This window comes from Streptomyces smaragdinus, from assembly GCF_009604385.1.
GTDB lineage: Bacteria > Actinomycetota > Actinomycetes > Streptomycetales > Streptomycetaceae > Streptomyces > Streptomyces smaragdinus.
In genome coordinates, this window is sequence record NZ_WEGJ01000003.1 from 170,822 (window position 1) to 192,761 (window position 21,940).

Here is a 21,940-nt window from a genome sequence, read left to right on the forward strand (position 1 = left end):
GTATGGCAGACGACTACCTCGTACGCATCGGCAAGCTCATCCGTAACGCCCGGCAGCACCGCGGATGGACCCAGAACCACCTCGCCGAAGCCCTCGGTACCAGCCAGAGCGCGGTCAACCGGATCGAACGCGGCCACCAGAACATCTCCCTCGACATGATCGCCCGGATCGGCGAGGCCCTGGACAGCGAGATCGTCTCCCTCGGCACGGCGGGTCCTATGCATCTCAGGGTGTCGGGCGGTCGCCGGCTCTCCGGCGCCATCGACGTCAAGACGAGCAAGAACGCGTGTGTCGCACTGCTCTGCGCGTCTCTGCTGAACTCCGGTCGTACGGTGCTGCGCAAGGTGGCCCGGATCGAGGAGGTCTACCGGATCCTCGAGGTGCTGAACAGCATCGGGGTGAAGGCCCGCTGGATCAACGACGGCAGCGATCTGGAGATCACCCAGCCGGCCGAGCTGGACCTGACGGCCGTCGACGCCGACGCGGCGGTGCGTACGCGCAGCATCATCATGTTCCTCGGTCCGCTGCTGCACCGGATGGACCACTTCAAGCTGCCGTACGCGGGCGGCTGCGACCTCGGCACCCGTACCGTGCAGCCGCACATGAGCGCGCTGCGCCACTTCGGCCTGGACATCACGGCCACGGACGGCACGTACCACGCGGCGGTCGAGCCGGGCATCGCGCCGGGGCGGCCGATCGTGCTGACCGAGCGCGGCGACACGGTGACCGAGAACGCGCTGATGGCCGCCGCGCGGCACGAGGGCACCACGGTCATCCGCAACGCCAGCTCCAACTACATGGTCCAGGACCTGTGCTTCTTCCTGGAGCAGCTGGGCGTGGAGATCGACGGCATCGGCACCACGACGCTGACGGTCCGCGGTGTGCGCCACATCGACCGCGACGTCGACTACTCCCCCTCCGAGGACCCGGTCGAGGCGATGAGCTTGCTGGCCGCGGCGGTCGTCACGTCCTCGGAGCTGACGATCCGGCGGGTGCCGGCGGAGTTCATGGAGATCGAGCTGGCGGTGCTGGAGGAGATGGGCCTGGACCTGGACCGGGGCCCGGAGTACGCGGCGGACAACGCCCGTACCCGCCTCGTCGACCTCACGGTCCGCCCCTCGAAGCTCCAGGCCCCGATCGACAAGATCCACCCGATGCCGTTCCCGGGCCTGAACATCGACAACGTCCCGTTCTTCGCGGCGATCGCGGCCTCGGCCCAGGGCTCCACGCTGATCCACGACTGGGTCTACGACAACCGCGCGATCTACCTCACGGAACTCACCCGCCTCGGCGCCTCGGTGCAGCTCCTCGACCCGCACCGCGTCCTGGTCGAGGGCCCCACGCGCTGGCGCGAGACGGAGATGATGTGCCCCCCTGCCCTGCGCCCCGCGGTGGTGGTCCTGCTCGGCATGATGGCGGCGGAAGGCACCTCGGTGCTGCGCAACGTGTACGTGATCAACCGGGGTTACGAGTCCCTGGCGGACCGCCTCAACTCGGTGGGGGCGCGAATCGAGACGTTCCGGGACATCTGAGCGACACCCCGGCGTGCCCGTCCCGGCCGGGACGGGCACGCGGTGCGCGGTGTCAGAGCGGGATCAGCCGGTAACTCCGCATCGCCCACGAGAAGTTCCCCATGGCCAGCGTACCGGTCCGCCACCCGGACAGGCCGGGGACGCGGCTGGTGCAGTCGGTCCCGGTGAACAGCTCCAGGTGCGTGTTGCCCTCGACGACCACCATGTCGGAGAGGACCGGCGCGGCCAGCGTGTGGCAGGTGCCCGGGTCGGCGTGGATGTCGACCTCGGTCTCCGTGCCCGTGCCGTTGGTACCCGAGTAGAGGTACGCGCCTTCCTTGAACGCGGGCCAGTCCGCCGCGGGAACCACGCGGTAGCTCAACGCCCCCGGGATCTCCAGGTTGCGGCCGGTCGTCTCTCCGGCACGCCACACGCGACCGCTCTCGATGCCGCAGCCGGCCTCGGCGAACAGCTCCATGTCCGCGGAGTCGGCGCCGTTCTGGTACGACAGGGCCGGCGCGGCCAGCGTGTGGCAGGTGCCGACGTCGTCGAGGTCGACCTCGGTCGCCGGACCCTGGCCCTGCTCGGCGGGGTAGAGGACCGCGCCGTCCGTCGGCGGGGGGAAGTACGCCGGCAGCACCACGCGGTAGCTCCACATCGCGTACTGGAAGCTCATGTTCGTCGGCTTGCCGGCGGAGTTGAACATCTGGCTGCCGGTGCAGTCGGGCCCGTTCCAGATGTTCAGCATCTCGGGGTCGGAAACGATCTGGGACGAGAGGACCGGCGTGTCCAGCGTGTGGCAGGTGCCGACGTCGTCGAGGTCGACCTGGGTCACCGTGCCGGAGCCCATGACGCCCGTGTAGAGGTACGCGCCCGGCTGCACCGGAGGCCACTCCAGCGGCTTCGGTGCGGCGTTCGCCGTCCCGGCGCCGAGGCCGATCAGGGCCGCGGCCATGGTCGCGGCGGCTGCCCTGCGTAATCCCGTCCAGCGGTTGGACATACAACCCACCCTCTCCTGCGGATGACGGCGCCGGGGAGGCGCCGGCGGCTGATTGCCGGAGAAAATTGTTCCGTATTCAACTATGTGGCGGCAGTGCAAAACCGGTCACACCCTGCTCGCCCTCACCACCGGCACCTCGCCCACGGCCCGGAGTCGGTCTTGACGCCTACTACGGCGTGACGTTGACTCTGGGGCGCGGCACCGCCCCGCTCCCGACGCGGATCCTTCGCCGGGCCGCGGGGAGAGGGGGCCTTGACCGTGTCCGTCGAGCTGTACGACCGGCGTACGCTGCTGCGGGCGCGGATCGCGACCTCGCTGGTGTTCCTGCTGTTCGGGACCGCGCTCGGGACGTGGACCAGTCGCATTCCCGACGTGAAGAACGGGATCGGGCTCAGCGACGGGCGGCTGAGCGTGGCGCTGCTGGCGTTCTCCGCCGGGGCGATCGCCGGGATGATGGTCCTCGGGCGGCTCACGGACCGGTTCGGGAGCAAGCGGCTGCTGGTGCCGGCGGCCGTACTGGAGGGGCTGCTGCTGATGCCTCCGGCGTACGTGGGGTCGCTGGCGGCGCTGGTCGTGGCGCTGTTTCTGTTCGGGCTCACCCACGGGACGCTGAACATCGCGATGAACACCAGCGCGCTGCAGGTGGAGGGCGCGTGGGGGCGGCCGGTGATGTCGTCGTGCCACGCCGTGTACAGCATCGGGGGTTTCCTCGGCGCGGCGGCGGGGGGTGTGCTGGCCCGGCAGCAGGTGGGCGTCGGGGCTACATTCGTCGCGGTCGGCACCGGGGTGGTGCTGCTGGCGTGCTGGTCGGCGGCGTGGCTGCTGCCGTCGGCCCCCGCGCCCCGGACCGCGGCGGACGGGGCGGGGAAGTCCCGTACCGCCTCCCTCGGTCTGGTGTTCATGGGCGTCCTGGTGATGTGCACCCTGGTCGGCGAGGGCACGGCGGCCGACTGGAGCGCGGTGTACCTCCACGACAACCTGGGCAGCTCGACGGACGTGGCGGCCTTCGCGTACGCCGCGTTCGCCGCCGCGATGACGGCGGGCCGCCTGGCGGGCGACCGCCTCGCCGCCGCCCTGGGCCCCGTCCGCCTGGTCCGCGCCAGCAGCGTCCTGGCCTCGACGGGCCTGCTCACGGCCCTGGCCATCGGCCACCCCGCCGCCGGCATAGCGGGCTTCGCCTGCCTGGGCGCCGGCATGGCGTGCATAGCCCCTCAGGTGATCTCGGCCGCCGGCCGCCGCAACCCGTCCCAGGCGGGCGCGGCCCTGGCCCTGGTGGTGGGCCTCGGCTACACGGGCTTCCTGATCGGCCCGGTGGTGGTGGGCGCGGCGAGCACGGTCACGGGCCTCCCGACGGCGCTGGTCATCCCGGCGGTGCTGATCCTGCTGGTCGCCGCGGGGGCGTCGGCGCTGCGTCCGCGGCCCTCATCCGCCGGCTGAGCGGCGGACCGGGAGCCTCTGGTAGCCGCGCAGGACGAGCCGGTCGCGGCGCACGGGCGCCGTGGTGGGGTCCGGCGTCAGCGCGGGGAAGCGGGTCAGCAGGCGGGGGAAGGCCGTGACCGCCTCGAGCCGGGCCAGGTTGTTGCCGAGGCAGATGTGCGGGCCGGCGCCGAAGCTGAGGGGCCTGACGTCCGTACGGGTGGGGTCGAAGGTGTCGGCGTCCGGGTAGCGGGCCGGGTCGCGGTTCGCGGCGCCCAGGAGCAGGGCCACGCTGCTGCCCTCCGGCACGGGGACGCCCGCGACGGTGAGGCCGGCGGCGCGGGCGACCCGGGTGGTGAGCTGGACCGGGGAGTCGTACCGCAGCACCTCCTCGACGAAGCCCTCCGCCGCGATCCGCCCGGCGGCCGGCGCCGCCGCGAGGTCCGGGCGGTCGAGGAGGATCGCCAGGCCGTTGCCGAGCAGGTCCGTGGTGGTCTCGAAGCCGGCGACCAGCAGCAGGATGAGGTTGGCGAGCAGTTCCTCGTCGGACAGCCGGCCGTCGTCCGCGTCCCTGGCGGCCACCAGGGCGCTGACCAGGTCGTCCCCGCCGGGTTCCGCGCGGCGGCCGGCGATCAGCGGGGCGAAGTAGGCGGCGAGTTCGCGGGCGGCCTCGTCGGCGGGGCCGGCGGGGCGGGTGGCGTCGTCGGAGAGTTCCAGGGCCACGGTCAGGTCGGACGCCAGCCGGCGGAAGCGGTGGCGGTCGGCCGGGGGGACGCCGAGGAGTTCGCAGATGACGGTGACTGGCAGCTGGTAGGCGAAGGCGTCCATGAAGTCGACGGTCCGCCCGTCGGCCGTGGACTCGCCCAGCCGGTCGAGGAGGACGTCCACGGCGGCCTCGATCCGTGGCCGCAGCAGGGCGATCCGGCGCGGGGTGAACACCTGGGCGATCAGGGAACGCATCCGGCCGTGGTCGGGCGGGTTGGTCCGCAGGATGGAGCGGCTCAGTGAACGCAGCGCGTCGGGCTCGCCCGCCGGGCCGTCCGGCAGCCCGAATCCGGGATCGCGCAACACCTGGTTGACGGCCGCGTATCCGCCGATCAGGAACGTGCCGCCGCCGACGGCCGACACCGGGCCGGCCCGGTGGAGCGCCGCGTACAGCGGGTACGGGTCGGCACGGCCATCGGGCCCCAGCAGGGCCAGGGCGATCTCCGTCGCGTCCGGTACGGGCCGCCAGAGCGGCGTCAGCCGGGCGATGGTCTGCAGTCGGTGGGTGAACGCCTCCTGGATACGGGCCAGTTGCCGCGGGTCGGCGGCCTCGGCGCGCAGGACGAGGTGCTCGTCGTCGGCGGACAGGGTGCAGCGTCCGTCGCCGAAGTCGATGACGCCGTGCCCGACGCTCTTCGGTATCAGGTCGTGGCCGTGACCCGGGTCCGTCCGGCTCAGCTTGTCGGTGTGTGTGCACAGCTGCGCCAGATAGCGCTCGGCCCGGTCGGTGGGGATCCTGGCTTCGGAGGCGGGCATGGGCTCGGGTTCCTCTCTCGTACGGCGCGCTCAGGCGTCACGGCGGTCGACGACGGCGAATCCCGCGGCCAGGGCCGCGGCGGCGTACAGGCAGAACACGCCGAACCCCGTCCACGGGGCGAGGCTCGCGGCCTCCTGGTGGGCGGCGACGTAGATCTGGCCGCCCGACTGCATGGGTACGTACGGGCCGACGGTCGTCTTCCACGCCCCCGGCAGCAGGTTCAGCAGCAGGTTCGGTACGAACAGCACCCCGAGCAGCGTCGCGATGGCCCCGGCCGACGACCGCAGCAGCACCCCGAGCCCGAGCCCGAACAGCCCGAACACCGTCAGATACAGCCCGCCCCCGAACACCGCCCGGGCCACCCCCGGGTCCGACAGCGCGGTGCCGGTCAGGGTGTCCGGGGGAAGGGCCGCCCGGAAGGCGAGGTAGGCGGCGAACGTGGACACGGTGGACGTGACGAGTGCGACGCCGGCGAAGACGGCGGCCTTCGCCGTCAGGACGCTGCGGCGGCGGGGGACGGCGGCCAGCGTCGTACGGATCATCCCGGAGCTGTACTCGGCGGTGACGAACAGCGTGCCGAGGACCCCGAACGCGACCTGGGAGACGTGCAGTCCGGCGAGGGCTAGCTGGACGACGTCGACGTGGGCGAGGTCGGACTTGTCGAGCCGGGGCGCCAGGACCGCGGCGGCGAGGGCGGCGAAGGCGATGTTCGAGGCGCCGGCGACCAGCAGGGTCCAGTAGGTGGAGCGGACCGTGGTGAGCTTGTGGAACTCGGCGCGCAGTACGTTCGTGAAGTCGCCCCGGCGGCGTCCGGTCGCCGGGGGCGCGGTGACGGCGGTCATGAGACGGCCCCTCACTGTCGGGTGGCGGGTACGGAAGCGGTGTCGGCCCGGTATTCGGTGGCCTCGCGGGTCAGCTCCATGTAGCGCTGCTCCAGGGACATCCGCTGCTGCGACAGCTCCAGCAGCCCGAGGCCCCGAACCCGCGCCACCTCGCCGACCTCGTCCACGCTCGCGCCGGCGATCCGCAGCGCGCCGTCGGGCTCGGTGGTGACGGTGGCGCCGCGTTCGGCCAGTACGGCGGCGAGGGTGCCGGCGTCGGCGGAGCGGACCCGTACGGCATTGCCGGCGCCGGAGGCGAGGAGGGCGTCCACGGTGGTCTCGGCGATCAGCCGGCCGCCGCCGATGATGACCAGGCGGTCGGCGGTCAGCGCCATCTCGCTCATCAGATGGCTGGAGAGGAACACCGTGCGGCCCTCGGCGGCCAGGGACTTGAGCAGCGTACGGATCCAGGCGACGCCGTCCGGGTCCAGGCCGTTGACCGGCTCGTCGAACATCAGCACCGGCGGGTCCCCGAGCAGCGCGGCGGCGATGCCGAGGCGCTGCGCCATGCCGAGGGAGAAGCCGCCGACGTGCTGGCGCGCCGCGGTGGCCAGGCCGACCTGGCGCAGCACCTCGCCGACGCGTGCGCGGGGGATGCCATTGCTGAGGGCCAGCCAGCGCAGATGGCTGACGGCGGACCGGCCGCCGGCCACGGCCGTGGCGTCGAGCAGCGCTCCGACGGCGCGCAGGGGGCGCCGGTAGCCGGTGTACGGGCGGCCGCCGACGGTGACGGCGCCCGCGGTCGGCGCGTCCAGCCCCATGATCATCCGCATGGTCGTGGACTTCCCCGACCCGTTGGGGCCGAGGAACCCGGTCACGGCCCCGGGAGGCACGGTGAACGACAGGCCGTCGACGGCCGTGACGCTCCCGTACCGCTTGGTGAGCCCGGTGGCCTCGATCATCAGTGGCCCTCCCCGCCGCCGATGACGCCGCTCAGATGCAGGACGGCGACGAGCACCAGCACCGCGAGGAGCAGGGCGGCGACGGTCAGCTTGCGGGCGCGGGACCAGCCGGGGCGCACGGGGTCGTCGGCGGACGCGGTGTCGGGGTGGGAGGGCAGTCCGGGCATGGGGAACTCCGTAAGTCGGCACGTCTCGGTGACGCGAACGGTCCCCAGTTTTTTCGATACAGAGTGTCCGAGTCAAGTCAGACTGTTCTCACCTGGTCGAGGTGTACGGATCCACGTCGTACGATGACGGCATGCCGAAAATCTGGAGCGAGACGATCGCGGCGCACCGGGACGCCGTCCGCGACGCCACCCTGGACGCCACGGCGGCCCTGGTCGCCGAACACGGGCTCACGGGCGTGACGATGTCGCAGATCGCGAAGTCCACCGGCATCGGACGGGCGACGCTGTACCGCCACTTCCCGGACGTCGAGGCGATCCTCCGGGCGTGGCACGACCGGCAGATCGACGACCACCTCCGGCGCCTGCTGGAGATCCGCGACCGCACCCCGGGCCCGCTGAACCGCCTCGAGGCGGTCCTCACCGGCTACGCGACGGCGACCTCCCACCGCCGCGCCCACGACCCCCGCCTCAACGCGCTCCTCCACAGCGGCGAACACGTGGCGGCGGCCCACGAACACCTCAGGGAATTCGTCCGCGACCTGATCGCGGACGCGGCCGGGACGGGGGACGTCCGCCGGGACATCCCCCCGGACGAACTGGCGACGTACACCCTCCACGCCCTCTCGGCGGCGAGCACGCTGGACACACCGTCGGCGGTGGAGCGCCTGGTCACGCTCACGCTGAGCGGGCTCCGGGCACCCGCGTGAACGTACGGACCGTACCCGTGACCACCGCGGACAGACCCATCCTCGAGCGGCTGCTGCAGCTGCACCTGCACGACTTCTCGGAGTTCCAGCCGACGGAGCTGACCCCGGAGGGCGCATTCGACTACCCCTGGCTGGACGACTACTTCACATCCGCGAACCGCGAGGCGTACCTGATCACGGCGGACGGCCTCCTGGCGGGCTTCGCCCTGATCCGCTGCGACGTCCCCGGCGACGACGGCGCCTGGAACGTGAGCGAGTTCTTCGTCGCACGCGGCCACCGCCGCCGCGGAACGGCGTCAACGGCCGCCCGCCAACTGTTCCAACGCCACCCGGGCGTGTGGACGCTGGCCTTCCTGGAGCACAACGTCCCTGCTGCCCGCTTGTGGCCGACGCTGGCGGAGGCTGTGTCCGAGGGGCCGGTGGAACGGGTACGGAAGATCCCTCCGGAGGTTCCGGCCGCCAAGTCCCGCCTGCGTTTTCGCGTCGTGGAACAGGCGGGTTGAGCTCGCCCTTCGACAGCGCACCAGCCAGGGTTGACGGCTGAGGTTGCCTCGACAATGGGCGAGCGGATCCAACCTCAGCCGACGGCCTTGCCCTTCAACAGCCCTCAGCGACCTGCGCCGTCTGCCCCGAGCATCACCTGGATCGACTGGCCGACGAGGCCAGGACCCGCTGACGTAGACGGGACTTCCAATGGCTTCCCTTCTTCGACTCCAAGCCGCTCACCCCGCAGCACGGCGACATCCACAGCGTCTCGCAACGCATGGGCCAGCCACTTCACCGCCGTCCGGAGTTCCGCGAGCGACGTCTCCACCGCCCGGACCAGATCCTCCGCCCGCCCGGCATCCCGTAGCGCCCCGGCCAGGATCTCCAGCTCCATGGCGTCGGCGATGCGGTTCACCATCCCGTCGCCGACGGGTACGTAGGCGGGGCGTCCTTCGTCGGTCCACGGCAGCCGCCGCAGTGGCTGATGCATCACGGCATCACCTCCGAAAAGTCACCTTGAACCGGATCCGGATCCGGCACCGCCGCCATGAGGCTCCACACAGGTCGACTCCCATCAGTCGGCTCAGCCCCAGGCGCGCCCCTTGCCCGGCCGCCCTGGGACGCTGGATATATACCACGGTACGCCATGGTCGCCCGCGATGCGCCATGTGCCGACAATGCAGCCCTTGGCATACCGCGCGACGCTGGTGTCATGGCCGAGTACGAGTGGCAGCGAGTGGCCCGTGAGATCGAGCAGGAGATCCGTTCCGGCCGTATCCCGCCGGGCGGAGCGCTGATGGGTATTGTCCGGATGGCCGAGCACTACGGGGTCGCCGACCGCACCGTCCGGCGCGCGTTGCAGGACCTGCGGGAGCGGGGGCTGATCGAGACGCTGCCGCACAAGGGGTCGTTCGTCGCGGACCCGCTGCCGTAGCCCGCCGCCCCTACGCCGCAGCATCGAGCGTGACGCGTATGGAACTGGACCCGACAAGGCCCGCGTGGTCACAGATCGCCGCGGAGGTGGAACGTCGTATCAGGAGCGGCAGCTACCCGCCGCGGTCCCGTCTCCCCGGGGCCGTGCCCCTCAGCAACGAGTTCGGTGTCGTCCCTTCCACCGCGGCAAAGGCCATGTCCGACCTGAAGCGGCGAGGGCTGGTGACCGCGTCTCCTGGATGGGGGACATTCGTCGCCGACCCGCTGCCATCGCCACCGCCTCCCTGATCGAGAGTGGAACGGGATCCAACGCAGCCCCCGGAGGCTGGGCCCCGACCACGAGCTACGGGCGGCGAGCCAGTACGTGGGCGTCCAGGAAGCCCCGCTCCGTCGCGGGATCGTGGAGCAATCGGGCCACCGTGACGAGTCCGGCCCCGGCCAGCAGCGAAGCGAACTGATCCACCGGCCAGCTGTACGCGGGCGCCACCTTGTGGTCGAAGCGGGCCGGCTCCGGCCCCTCGGTCCCGAAGAGGGACACCAGGAGCAGGCCTCCCGGTGCCAGGACACGTGCCTGCTCGGCGAGTAGGGCGGGCAGTTCTTCGGGTGGGGTGTGGATCACCGAGTAGTGGGCCAGCACTCCGCCCAGCGCGCCGTCCTCGACCGGCAGGGCCTCCATTCGTCCTTCGTCGAACCTCAGCGCCGGCTCGGACCGCCGGGCGTGGGCGATCATGGCCGGGGAGAGGTCGATGCCGAAGGCGTCCAGCCCCAAGTCGTGCAGCATGGCCGTGAGATGACCCGGCCCGCACCCGACGTCGGCCACCCGCAGGTTCCCCGTGTCGCGCACGAGCTCGGCGAACGTGCCGATCATGTTTCGCGCGAACGGCCGCGTCTCCAGCCGACTGGTGAACATCGACGCATACAGTTCGACGACCCCGTCGTAGGCCGCCCTGGTCTCGTCCTGGTGTGCTGGCACGGGAAGGAAACTAACACCCATGCCGTTTGCGACCGTTTCCCAGGACTGATCGCCCGCAGCGGCGGCATGGGCCGACGACCGCGCCTCCCGGACGAGACGTTCGTCGCCGACCCCTGCCACAGCGCGTCACACCGGCGGATTGAACCGCGAGTACTCCACCTCCCCCCACCGCAGCGGCACCGCCCCCGTGATCTCGCTGACCTCCCGGACCTCCAGCTCCACCGACCGCTCCGTCCCCTCCCACACGACCTCCGCCGAGCCGCTGACCTGGAGCAGTGTGCCCGTGTCCCAGTCCGGGAAGACCAGGCCCGCCGACGGGTTCAGGGCCAGGTTGCCCAGGGTCAGGAACATGGCGTTGCCCCGGTAGTCCGGCCAGCGCAGGCGGGTTGGGGAGAGGACCGAGACGAAGCCGGGGTTGCCGCCCCGGTGGGAGGCGTCCGCGTCGCCGGCCGGGGAGGCGGTGGCGACGAAGAACGTGTCGGCCGTCGCGATCGCCAGTTGCTGGGCCGTCGTCAGCCGGTCGCCGCGGTGTGCGGCGCGGGGGCCGGGCGGCACCCGGGTGAATGATCGCTTCTGCACATACTTCGGGCAGTTCGAGATCACCTGGTCCAGCTGGACCCGCAGCCCCTCCCCCGCCGGCCGCGAGACCCCGTTCAGCCGCATCCGCCGCCGTGTGGCCGGCTCGATCGCGATCGACCCGAGCCTGGCGGCCGGCGCGGCCAGCGCCCCCGCGAGCGGGTCCTCCGGCAGGGGCCGGGCCCCGATCGTCAGCACCCCGGGGTCCGGGACCCCCAGGAAGCCCGGCTCCCCCGTGAGGACCGTGGCCCAGATCGCGCCGCCGGGGGCCGTCGCGCCGACGACCAGCATCGGCTGGGCGGCGAGGAAGTCGGCGGCCACCTGCGGTACGGCCGGCCGGATGCCGCGCAGGGCGTTGGCGGCGGGACCGCTCAGGCCGGCGCGGTGCTGTACGTCCCGTTCACCCGTGGTGTAGGTGGCCATCCCCGGCTCCCTAGAAGAAACCGCAGGTCGGAGCGCCCGCGGTGGGGGCCTCGCCGGAGTCGGCCGCGGCGCCGGACGGGGTGTAGATCTCCAGCCGGACGCCGTCGGGGTCGCCGAAGAAGATCCCGCCGGAGTCCGCGCCCTCGCCGTGCGGGACGACGCCCTCGTACGCGAACTCGGCGCCCAGATCCTTCAGGACCGCCTCCGCCGCCCGAACCTCCTCGACCGACTCGACCTGGAACGACAGATGATGCAGCCCCGCCCGGTCGGCGGCGAACCCCGCACTGCTCTGCTGCCACAGCGTCAGCAGCATCTGCCCGTCCCTGGTCAGGAGGGCGTACCTGCGTCCCTCCTCCTTGCCCTCGGTGCCGACCTCGAAGCCGAAGACGGCCCGGTAGAAGGCGATCGACCGGTCCAGGTCGGTGACGTTCAGTCCCACATGCCCGGTTTTCAGTGACGTCGGAGTGCTGCTCATGTCCCTGCCCTCGTACGGGGTCGGAGGCCTTTCCCCCTAACCGCTTAAAGCGACTTTAAAGGTTAGGTGCGAGCATCGTCAACCTGCTTCCGACCCTTGACCGGTTAGACTCGGTGTCATGAGCAGCACCCAGGACCCCCGCCCGCTGACCGGCGAGCCCGTCTCCATCGACCTGATGAACACCCGGTGGATGCTGGACGGCGAGGTCCAGGACCTGCTCACCTCCACCGACGGCCTCGCCGTCTGGCTCGCGTCCCCCGGGATCGCGGCCCGGCTGAACGGGGTACGGGCCGACGCCGCCACCCTCGACGCCCTCCTCGCGGCGCGCTCCGCGCTGTACCGGATCGCCGACCACCCCGACGACCCCGGCGGCCCTCCCGCCCTCAACGCGGTCCTCGCCCACGGCCGGGTCCGGCACGAACTCGGCCCCGACGGGCCGGAGCAGCGGATCGAGACCGACGCCCCGCACCAGCTGCCGGCCTGGGTCGCGGCCGAGGACTATCTGCGCCTGCTCGACGACCGGCCCGAGCGGATCAGGGCGTGCGCGGGACCGACGTGCATCCTGCACTTCTACGACGTGTCCAAGAACGGCACCCGCCGCTGGTGCTCGATGGCCGTCTGCGGCAACCGGGCCAAGGCCCGCGAGCACTACGCCCGTTCCCGCCGCGCGTGAACAGAGGTCAGGCCCCCCGCGCGTACACCCCCGGCGTGACCCCGTAACACCGTACGAACCACCGGTGGAAATGGCTCTGGTCCGCGAACCCCACCGCCCCCGCCACCTCCGCCGGCGCCACCCCCGCGGCGAGCAGCCGGCGCCCCTCCCGCAGCCGCAACTGGCGCCGGTACTCGCTCGGCGACAGCCCGAACTCCCGCCGAAAGGCCCGGTACAGGGCGAACCGGCTGCTCCCCACCGCCGCCGCCAGTTCCTCCCCGGAGAACCCGTCCGCGTACCCCTCCCGCAGCAGCGCCCGCGCCCGGCGTGCGGTCGCCGCCCCGTGTCCCGGCGCGGCGGGGAGCCCCGGGGAGCGGGTCGCGCGGCGGCGGATCATCGCCAGCACCACGGCCGTCAGCCGTTCGTCCCTGGTCAGCGCGTCCTCCCCGGCCGCGAGCGCCGCGTGCAGCCGCAGCAGCGCCCGCTGGAGCACCGCGTCGTGGTGCACGGGGTGCGGGAACAGCGGCATGGGCGCCGCGGGGCCGTGGGCGTCGGTGAGCACCTCCCGTACGACGTCGGGGGCGACGTGCACCATCCGGTACCGGTAGCCGACCGCCGCGGCGGCGTGGCCGTCGTGCGGATCGTCCGGGTTGAAGGTCATCACCAGGCCCGCCGCGCTGGTGTGCGCGCCGCCCCGGCAGCGGAAGCCCTGGGCGCCCTCCTCGGTGACGCCGAAGGAGTACGCGTCGTGGCTGTGCTTGTGGAACGCGTGCCGGACGTAGTGCGCGTGCATGGCCTCCACGGGCCGCGCCGGGTCCCGCCAGTAGCGCACCCAGTCCTGTCGTTCGCCGTCCGGGAAGCTCATGCGCCCATCCTCGCGCACGTCCACCGGCCCGCGAGCCGGTGCCGGTGTACGCGGCGGACGCCGCCGGACCGGCCCGTACCCACGGCCGGGCGCTGTCGCGCGGCCTGTACACCGGGGAGATGTTCTCCACGGGCAACGACGACGACAACCGGGTCGCGCACTGCACTCCCAGGCCGGGGTGCGGGCCCGTACCCAGGGGTGTTCACGTATCGCTTTGGTTACTTCTTCTGCTGGACCAGCTCCCAGAACCGCGGGACGAGACGGTCGAGATAGTTGCGGCCGGCGTCGCCGGAGGAGGCCGCCCCGCCGGCGCGGCTGAGGGTGCCGGTGATGAGGGTCTGGTACTCGGTGTGCATGGTGCGCAACGGGCCCTTCAGATCCCGTTTTTCCAGGCCGACAAGCGTCTCCACTTCCTTGATGTGGGCTTGCCAGCGGGTGGAGACCGCTTCGGTGAGGAGCTGTGCCAGCTGCTCTTCCTGCCCGGTCACGGCGAACAGCTCGGCCCCGGACAGGCCGAGCGCCCGGCCAAGGGCCTCGACCTGGAAGCGGTTGCCGGACCACCGGCCCGACTCCTCCATCCGGACGTAGTCGTGGACGTCGATCCCGACGGCGTGGGCGATGTCCTCGACCGGGATACCCCGGGCGATCCGGTGTTCGTGCAGGGTGCGGGGTTCCCCCATGAGGTCGCGGGGGGTACACCACAGGGCGCCGGCAAGGGCGACGAGTTCGTTCGAGTTGGGGGCGGCGACCTCGCGTTCCCAGGCCGCTATGTGGTCGGGGGTGATGTGCGTCATGCCGTACGAGGCGCGCATGCCGTAAGCGACATGGCCGGGGGTCAACCCAAGTCGTACCCGCAGTGTGCGTGCGGCGCGCGCGTTAAAGGGGAGGTTTGGGTGCACGGGTGGAGCGTAGACAGTCACGCGTCGTGGATCCAATGGTCACCGCTAGTTGTACGGAACATTTCAGAGGATCCGACGAGAGTCGTCACACAACTCTTCAACCATCCCTTGCCTCGCAGTCATTGTTCCTCGCCCCAAGATGCGTAATACTCCGCACGCAGGGCGACCGGAACTGTGTTCGCGTTAGCACGCATTGCGCACGCGGCGCCGCGGCCCTCCCCCCTCAACTGTCCACGCTGCAGGAGCGCAGTCATGCACACCGTCACACAAGGTCCACCCGCCCCTCCGCCCACCACAAGCGGAAGCGAGGGGCGTGGCATCGACCGGCTCTTCCGCATCAGCCAGCGCGGCTCGACGTACAGCCGGGAGATACGCGGCGGGTTCGCCACGTTCTTCACGATGGCGTACATCCTGGTACTGAACCCGATCATCCTGGGCAGCGCCAAGGACAAGTTCGGCGACACCCTGGACGCCGGCCAGCTGGCCACCGCGACGGCGCTCGTCGCCTGCGTGATGACCGTGATCATGGGTCTCGGCGGCAACCTGCCGCTCGCCCTGGCGGCCGGACTCGGCCTGAACGCGGTCGTCGCCTTCCAGATCGCGCCGCTCATGTCGTGGGAAGACGCGATGGGCCTGGTGGTCCTCGAGGGTCTGCTCATCTGCGTCCTGGTGCTGACCGGTCTGCGTGAGGCCGTCATGCACGCCATCCCGCAGCCGCTCAAGCAGGCGATCAGCGTCGGCATCGGCCTGTTCATCGCCTTCATCGGCTTCGTGGACTCCGGCTTCATCACCCGTATCCCGGACGTCGCCAACACCACCGTGCCGGTGCAGCTGGGCAACGGCACCCTGCAGGGCTGGCCGATCCTGGTCTTCTGCCTCGGTGTGCTGACGACCATCGTGCTGCTCGCCCGCAAGGTGAAGGGCGCGATCCTCATCAGCATCGTCGCCATGACGGTCGTCGCGATCGTCATCGACAAGGTCGCCGACATCAAGTCGTGGGGTCTGACCACGCCGTCGCTGCCGGACAAGCCGGTCGCCAGCCCCGACTTCGGGCTGCTCGGCAAGTTCGACCTGCTCGGCTCCTTCGACGAGGTCGGCATGCTGACCATCGTCCTGCTGATCTTCACCCTCATCCTGTCGGACTTCTTCGACACGATGGGCACGGTCGTCGGTGTCACCGCCGAGGCCGGACTCCTCGACGAGAACGGCCAGGTGCCGGGTCTGGGCCGCGTGCTGTTCATCGACGCCGCGGCCGCCGTCGCCGGTGGTGCCGCCTCGCAGTCGTCGGCCACGACGTACATCGAGTCCGCCGCGGGTGTCGGTGAGGGCGCGCGGACCGGTTTCGCGAACCTCGTCACCGGTGCTCTGTTCGGCCTGGCGCTGTTCCTGGCGCCGCTGCTGACCATCGTCCCGATGCAGGCCGCCGCGCCCGCCCTGGTCGCGGTGGGCTTCCTGATGATGACGCAGGTCCGGCACATCGAGTGGGACCGCTACGACATCGCCATCCCGGCGTTCCTCACCATCGCCGTCATGCCGTTCACGTACTCCATCACCAACGGCATCGGCGCCGGCTTCGTCTCCTACGTGGTCATCAAGACCGTCATGGGCAAGGCCCGCGAGGTGCACTGGCTGCTGTGGGGCTCCGCGCTGCTGTTCCTGGCGTACTTCGCGATCGACCCGCTGAAGCAGATCCTCGGGGTCTGATCCGCGGACAGCCGGACGGCGGCCCCGCCGCCGTCGCCCTGTCATTCGACGCCCCCGTTCCGGCACCGCGCCGGACGGGGGCGTCGCGCTGTCCGGGGGAAACGCGGCGGCCTTCCGGCGGGTGGATGTAGGAGACTGCTCGCAGCGAGTCGAGCGCGGGTGCCGGAGCCGGTTCCCGCCGGTGAAAGGTTTCGTGTGTCCAGCATCGTGAAGATCAATGTGCTGACCGTCCCCGCCGAGCAGCGTGAGGTGCTCGAGAAGCGGTTCGCGTCGCGGGCCGGGGCCGTGGAGGGCTCCGACGGCTTCGAGTGGTTCGAGCTGCTGCGGCCGGTGGAGGGCACCGACCGGTATCTGGTGTACACGCGGTGGCGGGACGAGGCCGCGTTCCGGGCCTGGATGGAGGGGCCGATGAAGAGCGCCCACCAGGGCGGCGGCGGTGGTACGGGAGCGCAGCGGCCCGCCGCCTCGGGGTCCGAGGTGTGGTCGTTCGAGGTGGTCCGGAGCGCCGGCCCCAAGGGGGCGTGAGATGGCGGACGTTGCCCTGGGGGCCATAGTCCTGGCCCCCGAACCGTACGAGAATCCGCAGGTCGCCGAGGCCGTCCGGGAGTACTTCGCGGAGACCGGCGAGCGGATCTTCGGCCGGCCCGCGACGGACGCCGAGCTCGATGAGGCCCTGGCCTGGGACGAGTCCGGCGACCTGGAGCCGCCCCGCGGCGTCTTCCTCGGCGCCCGCGACGCGGACGGCACACTGCTGGGCTTCGCCGGTGTACGGGTCCTGCCGGGCGCCCCGGGCTGCTGCGAGCTCAAGCGGCTGTACGTCCGCCCGGCCGCCCGCCGCGGGGGCCTGGGCCGGCGGCTGCTGCTGGCGGCCGAGGAGGAGGCCCGGCTGCTGGCCGGCACCCGGCTGGTCCTCAACACCCGCACGGTGCTCACGGAGGCCCGCGCGATGTACGAGGCGCACGGCTACGCCGAGATCCCGAAGTACATCGACGAGGACTGGGCGGAGCACTGCTACGCGAAGGACCTGACCGTCTGACGGACCTCATTCCCCGCCGCGGTAGTCGCCGTGGAACCGGTGCCGGCTGTGGTGGTTCAGGTCGTGGCCGCCGCCCGTGTCGGCGCCGGGGACCGGGGTGCGGCGGGGGTAATCGTCGTACGGGGCCTCCTCGTCGGAGCCGGAGAGCTCCGCGCACAGCTCGGTGACCAGGTTCGACAGATCCTTCGGGCGGTCCGGGGTCCACCAGTCGCCGAGGAGTTCGGACATGGCCTCCTCGCGGGCCCGCGCCAGCCTGACCGCCGGCCCGCGGCCCGCGTCGGTGAGGACCAGCGGATTGCCCTCCCGGGCGCCGTAGCCCCGCCCCTCGACCTCCCGGGCGGCCGTGGTCACGACCGCGATCGGCAGGTCCGCCCGGGCGGCGAGCAGCGCCGGGTCCGCCGATCCGTACCGCAGGAGCCGCAGCAGCAGCCAGCTCGACGCCGGATGGAGGTCGAGGCCGGCGCGGGCGGTGATGTCCCGGTACAGCTCGCGGCGGCCCTCGCGGGTGCTGAGGATGGTGAGGGCGCGGGTGAGTTCCTCGCGCGAGGAGCGTTCGACCGGGTTGGTGGCCAGGGTCTCGCTGGCGTCGGGCACGGTGACGGTGCCGCGCAGCGGGTCCTCCTTCAGGAACCACGACACGACGAAGGCCACGAGGGCGACGGGCATCGCGTACAGGAACACGTCGGTGATGGCGGTGGAGTACGCGGTGAGCACCGGCAGCCGCAGCGCCCCCGGGAGTTGCGCCAGCCCGCGCGGGTCGGCCATCAGGGACTCGACGCTCGCGCCGCCCGGCAGTTGCCGCCCGGCCAGGTTCTCCCGGAGATGGGTGCCCAGCCGGCTGGTGAAGATCGTGCCGAAGACCGCCACGCCGAACGCGGCGCCGATGGAGCGGAAGAACGTGGCCCCGGAGGTCGCGACGCCCAGGTCCTCGTAGCCGACGGCGTTCTGCACGGCGAGCACCAGCACCTGCATGACCAGGCCGAGTCCGAAGCCGAAGACGAAGAAGTACGTGCCCGTGGCGAAGTTCGAGGAGTCGACGCGCAGCTCGTGCAGGAGCAGCAGTCCGGCGGCGGTGATCGCGGTGCCGAGGACGGGGAAGATCTTCCAGCGCCCGGTGCGGCTGATGAGCTGGCCGGAGCCGGTGGAGGCGATGAGCAGACCGGCGACCATGGGCAGCATGTGCACACCGGACATGGTGGGCGTGACGCCCCGGACGACCTGCAGATACGTCGGGAGGTAGGTCATCGCGCCGAACATCGCGAAGCCGACGACGAAGCCGATCACCGAGCACAGGACGAAGGTGCGGATCCGGAACAGCTTCAGCGGGATGACCGGTTCGGCGGCCCGCCCCTCCACGTACACGAAGGCCACCAGCAGCACGGCGCCCAGCACGCCGAGGCCGATGATCTCCGGGGAGTCCCAGGCCCAGGTGTTGCCGCCGAGGGAGGTGAGGAGCACCAGCGAGGTGGCGAAGGACGCGATGAGCACCACGCCCAGGTAGTCGATCCGGTGCGGGGTGGCGTGGCGGGGGATGTGCAGGACGGAGGCGATGACGAAGAAGGCGGCCACGCCGATCGGGAGGTTGATGTAGAAGACCCAGCGCCAGCTCAGCTGCTCGGTGAAGACACCGCCGAGGAGGGGGCCGAGGACGCTGGTGGCGCCGAAGACGGCGCCGAAGAGGCCCTGGTAGCGGCCCCGGTCGCGGGGCGGGACGATGTCGCCGACGATCGCCATCGTCAGCACCATGAGGCCGCCGCCGCCCAGGCCCTGGATCGCGCGGAAGGCGATGAGCTGCGGCATGTTCTGCGCGATGCCGCACAGGACGGAGCCGACGAGGAAGATCAGGATCGCGGACTGGAAGAGCTTCTTGCGTCCGTACTGGTCACCGAGCTTGCCCCAGAGGGGGGTCGCGGCCGTCGAGGCCAGGATGTACGCGGTGACGACCCAGGAGAGGTGCTCCAGGCCGCCGAGTTCGCTGACGATGGTCGGCAGCGCGGTCGACACGATGGTCTGGTCGAGGGCGGCGAGCAGCATGCCGCTGAGGAGCGCGCCGATGGAGACGATGACGTTGCGGTGCGAGCGCTCCTGCGTGCCGTCCGGGGCGTACGACTCGGGGGCGGTCGTCTCACCTCGTGGATACGGTCCGTCCGGGCCGGGGGGCTCACTGCCGGGCTGATCCTGCGCCATGGCACCCATAGTCGCCCGTTTGATCCGTTATGGCCTCCCGGGGGGCCATCGGGCAGCGGGCCCGGCCTGGGCACCGTGAGCCGCTTTCTGCATAATCGCTAGGCATTCGATGGAGGGGAAAGAGCGGTGAACGACCAGAGCTGCCCGCAGTGCGGTGCGCGGTACAACGCGTACGGCACTCCGGAGTGCGGGTGCGCCATCCGGGCCGCGGGCGGTCCGCGGGCGCGGGACGCCGGGCCGCAGCTGATCCGTCCGTACGTGACGCAGACCGCCGAGCGGTCGGTGCGGACCGGGCATACGCCCGACCAGGAGGACCTGGAGCTCTTCGAGGGCGGCACCGGCGACGACACGACCGAGCTCCCGCCGCTCGTCGAGCCCGCGCGGCGCCCCGCGCCCCCGCGGCCCGCGCCGCGCGGACGGCGGACGCTGCTGATCGCGGGGGCCGCCGTCGCGGTGCTGGCCGTGGCGGGCGTCGCCGCCGTCCTGGCCACCTCGGCCCCGGAGGAGACCGACGCGGGCCCCGACCGCCCGGACGCCACCGCGACGGCGTCGGACGCGCCGTCCGAGACGCCCTCCGCCCCGCCGTCGCCCACCGCGTCCGAGTCCCCCTCCGCGTCCCCGTCCGCCTCACCGTCGGCGTCCCCGTCCGCGTCACCCTCCGCCTCGCCGTCGCCCACCCCCAGCCGGACGCCGACGCCGACCCCCCGGCCCACCACGCCGCCGCCCGCGCCGACGCTGAGCCGCGGTTCGTCGGGGGCGGAGGTCGTGGAGCTCCAGCGGCGGCTGCGGGATGCCGGCGTCTACTACGGGCCGGTCGACGGGGAGTACGGCTCGCGGGTGGAGAAGGCCGTCGGCACCTACCAGAGGTTCAACCGGGTCACCGGGGACCCGTACGGCGTCTACGGGCCGAACACCCGCAGGTCGCTGGAGAGCCGCACGTAGTCCGGCCGTCCGTGGTGGAAGGTGTGCCCGCAATTTTGTATCATGGGAGAACAAAACCCCGACGCCCCGGAGTGCCCGTATGCGCCTCACGGCCCGCGCCGTCCTGCTGGACATGGACGGCACCCTGATCAACTCCGACGCCTCCGTCGACCGCGCCTGGAGCCGCTGGGCCGCCGAGAACGGGGTGGACCCCGCCGCGGTCCTCCCCCATGTGCACGGCCGGCAGGCCCACGCCACCCTGGCGATGCTCTTCCCGGAGCGTCCGGTGGAGCGGAATCTGGCGGACAACGCCCGGATGCTGGTCTGGGAGACGGAGGACACCGAGGGGATCGTCCCCGTCGCCGGCGCCCCGGCGTTCCTGGCGGCCCTGCGGGACGGCGGCGTCCCGCACGCGCTCGTGACGTCCGCGGACCGCGCGCTGTCGAAGGCGCGGATGGACGCCGGCGGGCTGGCGATCCCGGCCGCCTGGATCACGGCGGAGTCGGTGAGCGCGAGCAAGCCGGACCCGGAGGGGTTCCTGCTGGCGGCGGCGGAGCTGGGCGTGGCGCCGGCGGACTGCGTGGTGTTCGAGGACGCCGACGCCGGGATCCGGGCGGCGAAGGCGGCCGGGATGCAGGTGGTCGGGGTCGGCCCGCGGGCGGCGGAGCTCGGGCCGACGGTGGCGGTGGAGACGCTGGAGCAGGTGCGGGTGGCTCCGGGGCCGGACGGTGGGGTCGAGCTGCGGATCGTGAGCTGAAGATCTCCTTGTTTCCGGGCGGCTGTTGTCCGACGGGGGCGACAACCGCCGTTTAATTTCACCTCTTCGTACATACAAAGCGCCTCCGTACACCCTTGCGCCTCTTGCATTGACATGCGCACGCCTTGAAGCTGGGTACGGCACCCCCGGAACGCCGCGGCGTTCCGGGTCAATCCCCCCAGTGCTCCCAAGGAGTTCGTATGTCACGCAAACCCCGCCCACGTCTCTACGCGCGTCGACTGACGCTCCTCGCCGTCCTCGCACCCCTGCTGCTCCTCCTCACCCCCTCCGGCGCCCAGGCGGCGCCCCCCACCCCGCCGAGCGCCGCCACCGCCCGGACGTACCTCGCCGCCCTGACGGTCAAGGCAGAGGGTTCGTCCACCGGTTACAGCCGGGACAAGTTCCCGCACTGGATCACCCAGACCGGCAGCTGCGACACCCGTGAGGTCGTCCTGGTCCGCGACGGCACCGGCGTGGTGACGAACTCGAGCTGCGCCGCCACCAGCGGCAGCTGGTACTCCCCGTACGACGGCGCCACCTGGACCGCGTCCGGCGACGTCGACATCGACCACGTCGTCCCGCTCGCCGAGGCCTGGCGCTCGGGGGCCTCGGGCTGGACCACGGCCCGCCGCCAGGCGTTCGCCAACGACCTCGAGTCGTCGCAGCTCATCGCGGTGACGGACAACGTCAACCAGTCCAAGGGCGACCGGGACCCCGACGCCTGGATGCCGCCGCGTACCGCGTACCACTGCATGTACGCGCGGATGTGGGTGTCCGTGAAGTACAAGTACGGCCTGAGCCTGGAGCAGGCGGAGAAGACGAAGCTGTCGTCGGTCCTGAGCGGCTGCTGACACACCGGGCGGGCCCGGGGACGACCCGGGTCCGCCCGAACCTGGATCTGCGGGGCGGTCCTTCTCTACGCTCGGGGGCCCACCGACTACCTGGAG

25 protein-coding genes are annotated in these 21,940 nt (G+C 71.8%); 13 read left to right on the plus strand and 12 right to left on the minus strand.

Going from position 1 to position 21,940, the window contains the following annotated elements:
* Positions 1-2 precede the first annotated feature (2 nt).
* Positions 3-1,532 carry a UDP-N-acetylglucosamine 1-carboxyvinyltransferase gene (locus SRB5_RS06935; protein WP_153450546.1) on the plus strand — a complete coding sequence of 510 codons (1,530 nt, stop codon included), beginning with the start codon at positions 3-5 and terminating at the stop codon, positions 1,530-1,532.
* A gap of 52 nt (positions 1,533-1,584) precedes the next feature.
* Here SRB5_RS06935 and SRB5_RS36330 read toward each other — a convergent pair whose 3' ends face one another.
* The gene (locus SRB5_RS36330; protein ID WP_228389855.1) at positions 1,585-2,511 is read right to left on the minus strand and encodes a hypothetical protein; all 927 of its coding nucleotides are present in this window, start codon (positions 2,509-2,511) and stop codon (positions 1,585-1,587) included.
* A 258-nt stretch (positions 2,512-2,769) separates the two neighbouring features.
* On the opposite strand from SRB5_RS36330, the gene SRB5_RS06945 reads away from it, so the two are divergent.
* Positions 2,770-3,948 carry an MFS transporter gene (locus tag SRB5_RS06945; RefSeq protein ID WP_323377293.1) on the plus strand — a complete coding sequence of 393 codons (1,179 nt, stop codon included), beginning with the start codon at positions 2,770-2,772 and terminating at the stop codon, positions 3,946-3,948.
* On the opposite strand, the gene SRB5_RS06950 is transcribed toward SRB5_RS06945, so the two are convergent.
* The 4 genes from SRB5_RS06950 to SRB5_RS06965 are packed head-to-tail and all read right to left on the minus strand — an operon-like array spanning position 3,934 to position 7,399.
* Positions 3,934-5,448, minus strand: a complete 1,515-nt coding sequence (locus SRB5_RS06950) for a cytochrome P450 (protein ID WP_153450547.1) — start codon at positions 5,446-5,448, stop codon at positions 3,934-3,936. The genes SRB5_RS06945 and SRB5_RS06950 overlap by 15 nt on opposite strands.
* A gap of 30 nt (positions 5,449-5,478) precedes the next feature.
* Complete coding sequence (locus SRB5_RS06955) at positions 5,479-6,291, minus strand: ABC transporter permease subunit (protein ID WP_153450548.1); 813 nt, start codon at positions 6,289-6,291, stop codon at positions 5,479-5,481.
* An 11-nt stretch (positions 6,292-6,302) separates the two neighbouring features.
* On the minus strand, positions 6,303-7,232 hold the full coding sequence (locus SRB5_RS06960; RefSeq protein WP_153450549.1) for an ATP-binding cassette domain-containing protein: 930 nt from the start codon (positions 7,230-7,232) through the stop codon (positions 6,303-6,305).
* Positions 7,232-7,399, minus strand: coding sequence for a hypothetical protein (locus SRB5_RS06965; RefSeq protein ID WP_153450550.1), 168 nt, complete (start codon positions 7,397-7,399; stop codon positions 7,232-7,234). The genes SRB5_RS06960 and SRB5_RS06965 overlap by 1 nt, the downstream gene beginning before the upstream one ends.
* Before the next feature lie 131 nt (positions 7,400-7,530).
* Here SRB5_RS06965 and SRB5_RS37025 point away from each other — a divergent pair, with 131 nt between their 5' ends.
* Together SRB5_RS37025 and SRB5_RS06975 are read left to right on the plus strand one after the other, a co-directional pair.
* On the plus strand, positions 7,531-8,106 hold the full coding sequence (locus SRB5_RS37025) for a TetR/AcrR family transcriptional regulator (protein ID WP_153450551.1): 576 nt from the start codon (positions 7,531-7,533) through the stop codon (positions 8,104-8,106).
* Positions 8,107-8,123: 17 nt separating this feature from the next.
* Positions 8,124-8,609 (plus strand): GNAT family N-acetyltransferase, encoded by a 486-nt coding sequence (locus tag SRB5_RS06975; RefSeq protein WP_323377209.1) that lies wholly within the window; start codon positions 8,124-8,126, stop codon positions 8,607-8,609.
* 104 nt (positions 8,610-8,713) lie between these two features.
* On the opposite strand, the gene SRB5_RS06980 is transcribed toward SRB5_RS06975, so the two are convergent.
* The gene (locus tag SRB5_RS06980) at positions 8,714-9,082 is read right to left on the minus strand and encodes a hypothetical protein (RefSeq protein WP_153450552.1); all 369 of its coding nucleotides are present in this window, start codon (positions 9,080-9,082) and stop codon (positions 8,714-8,716) included.
* Positions 9,083-9,304: 222 nt separating this feature from the next.
* Between SRB5_RS06980 and SRB5_RS06985 the strand changes: the two genes are divergently transcribed.
* Together SRB5_RS06985 and SRB5_RS06990 are read left to right on the plus strand one after the other, a co-directional pair.
* On the plus strand, positions 9,305-9,526 hold the full coding sequence (locus SRB5_RS06985) for a winged helix-turn-helix domain-containing protein (protein ID WP_153450553.1): 222 nt from the start codon (positions 9,305-9,307) through the stop codon (positions 9,524-9,526).
* A gap of 38 nt (positions 9,527-9,564) precedes the next feature.
* Positions 9,565-9,813, plus strand: a complete 249-nt coding sequence (locus SRB5_RS06990) for a winged helix-turn-helix domain-containing protein (protein WP_153450554.1) — start codon at positions 9,565-9,567, stop codon at positions 9,811-9,813.
* 55 nt (positions 9,814-9,868) lie between these two features.
* Here the strand turns inward: SRB5_RS06990 and SRB5_RS06995 are convergent, their stop codons facing one another.
* The 3 genes from SRB5_RS06995 to SRB5_RS07005 form a co-directional block, all read right to left on the minus strand.
* Positions 9,869-10,519, minus strand: a complete 651-nt coding sequence (locus SRB5_RS06995; RefSeq protein ID WP_153450555.1) for a class I SAM-dependent methyltransferase — start codon at positions 10,517-10,519, stop codon at positions 9,869-9,871.
* A 105-nt stretch (positions 10,520-10,624) separates the two neighbouring features.
* The gene (locus SRB5_RS07000; RefSeq protein ID WP_153450556.1) at positions 10,625-11,497 is read right to left on the minus strand and encodes a pyridoxamine 5'-phosphate oxidase family protein; all 873 of its coding nucleotides are present in this window, start codon (positions 11,495-11,497) and stop codon (positions 10,625-10,627) included.
* A 10-nt stretch (positions 11,498-11,507) separates the two neighbouring features.
* Positions 11,508-11,972, minus strand: a complete 465-nt coding sequence (locus SRB5_RS07005) for a VOC family protein (protein ID WP_153450557.1) — start codon at positions 11,970-11,972, stop codon at positions 11,508-11,510.
* Positions 11,973-12,090: 118 nt separating this feature from the next.
* Between SRB5_RS07005 and SRB5_RS07010 the strand changes: the two genes are divergently transcribed.
* Positions 12,091-12,645, plus strand: a complete 555-nt coding sequence (locus SRB5_RS07010; RefSeq protein ID WP_153450558.1) for a CGNR zinc finger domain-containing protein — start codon at positions 12,091-12,093, stop codon at positions 12,643-12,645.
* A 7-nt stretch (positions 12,646-12,652) separates the two neighbouring features.
* Here the strand turns inward: SRB5_RS07010 and SRB5_RS07015 are convergent, their stop codons facing one another.
* Entirely contained in the window at positions 12,653-13,489 is an 837-nt protein-coding gene (locus tag SRB5_RS07015) for an AraC family transcriptional regulator (RefSeq protein ID WP_153450559.1), read from the minus strand.
* 218 nt (positions 13,490-13,707) lie between these two features.
* Positions 13,708-14,301: a helix-turn-helix domain-containing protein gene (locus SRB5_RS07020; protein ID WP_228389857.1), complete on the minus strand. Its 594-nt coding sequence runs from the start codon at positions 14,299-14,301 to the stop codon at positions 13,708-13,710.
* 339 nt (positions 14,302-14,640) lie between these two features.
* Between SRB5_RS07020 and SRB5_RS07025 the strand changes: the two genes are divergently transcribed.
* The 3 genes from SRB5_RS07025 (at position 14,641) to SRB5_RS07035 (ending at position 17,128) form a co-directional block, all read left to right on the plus strand.
* Positions 14,641-16,092, plus strand: a complete 1,452-nt coding sequence (locus SRB5_RS07025) for an NCS2 family permease (RefSeq protein ID WP_153450561.1) — start codon at positions 14,641-14,643, stop codon at positions 16,090-16,092.
* 195 nt (positions 16,093-16,287) lie between these two features.
* The gene (locus tag SRB5_RS07030; protein WP_323377212.1) at positions 16,288-16,617 is read left to right on the plus strand and encodes an antibiotic biosynthesis monooxygenase family protein; all 330 of its coding nucleotides are present in this window, start codon (positions 16,288-16,290) and stop codon (positions 16,615-16,617) included.
* A 1-nt stretch (position 16,618) separates the two neighbouring features.
* On the plus strand, positions 16,619-17,128 hold the full coding sequence (locus SRB5_RS07035; RefSeq protein WP_153450563.1) for a GNAT family N-acetyltransferase: 510 nt from the start codon (positions 16,619-16,621) through the stop codon (positions 17,126-17,128).
* A 6-nt stretch (positions 17,129-17,134) separates the two neighbouring features.
* On the opposite strand, the gene SRB5_RS07040 is transcribed toward SRB5_RS07035, so the two are convergent.
* Positions 17,135-19,315 (minus strand): MDR family MFS transporter, encoded by a 2,181-nt coding sequence (locus SRB5_RS07040; RefSeq protein WP_153450564.1) that lies wholly within the window; start codon positions 19,313-19,315, stop codon positions 17,135-17,137.
* A 126-nt stretch (positions 19,316-19,441) separates the two neighbouring features.
* On the opposite strand from SRB5_RS07040, the gene SRB5_RS37435 reads away from it, so the two are divergent.
* The 3 genes from SRB5_RS37435 to SRB5_RS07055 all read left to right on the plus strand — a co-directional run bounded on the left by SRB5_RS37435 (position 19,442) and on the right by SRB5_RS07055 (position 21,844).
* Positions 19,442-20,257, plus strand: coding sequence for a peptidoglycan-binding domain-containing protein (locus tag SRB5_RS37435; RefSeq protein ID WP_153450565.1), 816 nt, complete (start codon positions 19,442-19,444; stop codon positions 20,255-20,257).
* Positions 20,258-20,336: 79 nt separating this feature from the next.
* Positions 20,337-20,993: an HAD-IA family hydrolase gene (locus tag SRB5_RS07050; protein WP_153450566.1), complete on the plus strand. Its 657-nt coding sequence runs from the start codon at positions 20,337-20,339 to the stop codon at positions 20,991-20,993.
* 200 nt (positions 20,994-21,193) lie between these two features.
* On the plus strand, positions 21,194-21,844 hold the full coding sequence (locus SRB5_RS07055) for an HNH endonuclease family protein (protein ID WP_153450567.1): 651 nt from the start codon (positions 21,194-21,196) through the stop codon (positions 21,842-21,844).
* The last annotated feature ends 96 nt before the right edge of the window (positions 21,845-21,940 follow it).

Coding starts and splice junctions, on each gene's coding strand:
- SRB5_RS07015 (WP_153450559.1), bottom strand. CDS start 13,489: ATGAGCTTCCCGGACGGCGAACGACAGGACTGGGTGCGCTACTGGCGG.
- SRB5_RS06995 (WP_153450555.1), bottom strand. CDS start 10,519: ATGGGTGTTAGTTTCCTTCCCGTGCCAGCACACCAGGACGAGACCAGG.
- SRB5_RS07000 (WP_153450556.1), bottom strand. CDS start 11,497: ATGGCCACCTACACCACGGGTGAACGGGACGTACAGCACCGCGCCGGC.
- SRB5_RS06955 (WP_153450548.1), bottom strand. CDS start 6,291: ATGACCGCCGTCACCGCGCCCCCGGCGACCGGACGCCGCCGGGGCGAC.
- SRB5_RS07020 (WP_228389857.1), bottom strand. CDS start 14,301: ATGCGCGCCTCGTACGGCATGACGCACATCACCCCCGACCACATAGCG.
- SRB5_RS37025 (WP_153450551.1), top strand. CDS start 7,531: ATGCCGAAAATCTGGAGCGAGACGATCGCGGCGCACCGGGACGCCGTC.
- SRB5_RS06935 (WP_153450546.1), top strand. CDS start 3: ATGGCAGACGACTACCTCGTACGCATCGGCAAGCTCATCCGTAACGCC.
- SRB5_RS06960 (WP_153450549.1), bottom strand. CDS start 7,232: ATGATCGAGGCCACCGGGCTCACCAAGCGGTACGGGAGCGTCACGGCC.
- SRB5_RS06985 (WP_153450553.1), top strand. CDS start 9,305: ATGGCCGAGTACGAGTGGCAGCGAGTGGCCCGTGAGATCGAGCAGGAG.
- SRB5_RS06980 (WP_153450552.1), bottom strand. CDS start 9,082: ATGCATCAGCCACTGCGGCGGCTGCCGTGGACCGACGAAGGACGCCCC.
- SRB5_RS07035 (WP_153450563.1), top strand. CDS start 16,619: ATGGCGGACGTTGCCCTGGGGGCCATAGTCCTGGCCCCCGAACCGTAC.
- SRB5_RS07055 (WP_153450567.1), top strand. CDS start 21,194: ATGTCACGCAAACCCCGCCCACGTCTCTACGCGCGTCGACTGACGCTC.
- SRB5_RS07010 (WP_153450558.1), top strand. CDS start 12,091: ATGAGCAGCACCCAGGACCCCCGCCCGCTGACCGGCGAGCCCGTCTCC.
- SRB5_RS36330 (WP_228389855.1), bottom strand. CDS start 2,511: ATGTCCAACCGCTGGACGGGATTACGCAGGGCAGCCGCCGCGACCATG.
- SRB5_RS06950 (WP_153450547.1), bottom strand. CDS start 5,448: ATGCCCGCCTCCGAAGCCAGGATCCCCACCGACCGGGCCGAGCGCTAT.
- SRB5_RS07005 (WP_153450557.1), bottom strand. CDS start 11,972: ATGAGCAGCACTCCGACGTCACTGAAAACCGGGCATGTGGGACTGAAC.
- SRB5_RS07050 (WP_153450566.1), top strand. CDS start 20,337: ATGCGCCTCACGGCCCGCGCCGTCCTGCTGGACATGGACGGCACCCTG.
- SRB5_RS06990 (WP_153450554.1), top strand. CDS start 9,565: ATGGAACTGGACCCGACAAGGCCCGCGTGGTCACAGATCGCCGCGGAG.
- SRB5_RS07040 (WP_153450564.1), bottom strand. CDS start 19,315: ATGGCGCAGGATCAGCCCGGCAGTGAGCCCCCCGGCCCGGACGGACCG.
- SRB5_RS07025 (WP_153450561.1), top strand. CDS start 14,641: ATGCACACCGTCACACAAGGTCCACCCGCCCCTCCGCCCACCACAAGC.
- SRB5_RS06965 (WP_153450550.1), bottom strand. CDS start 7,399: ATGCCCGGACTGCCCTCCCACCCCGACACCGCGTCCGCCGACGACCCC.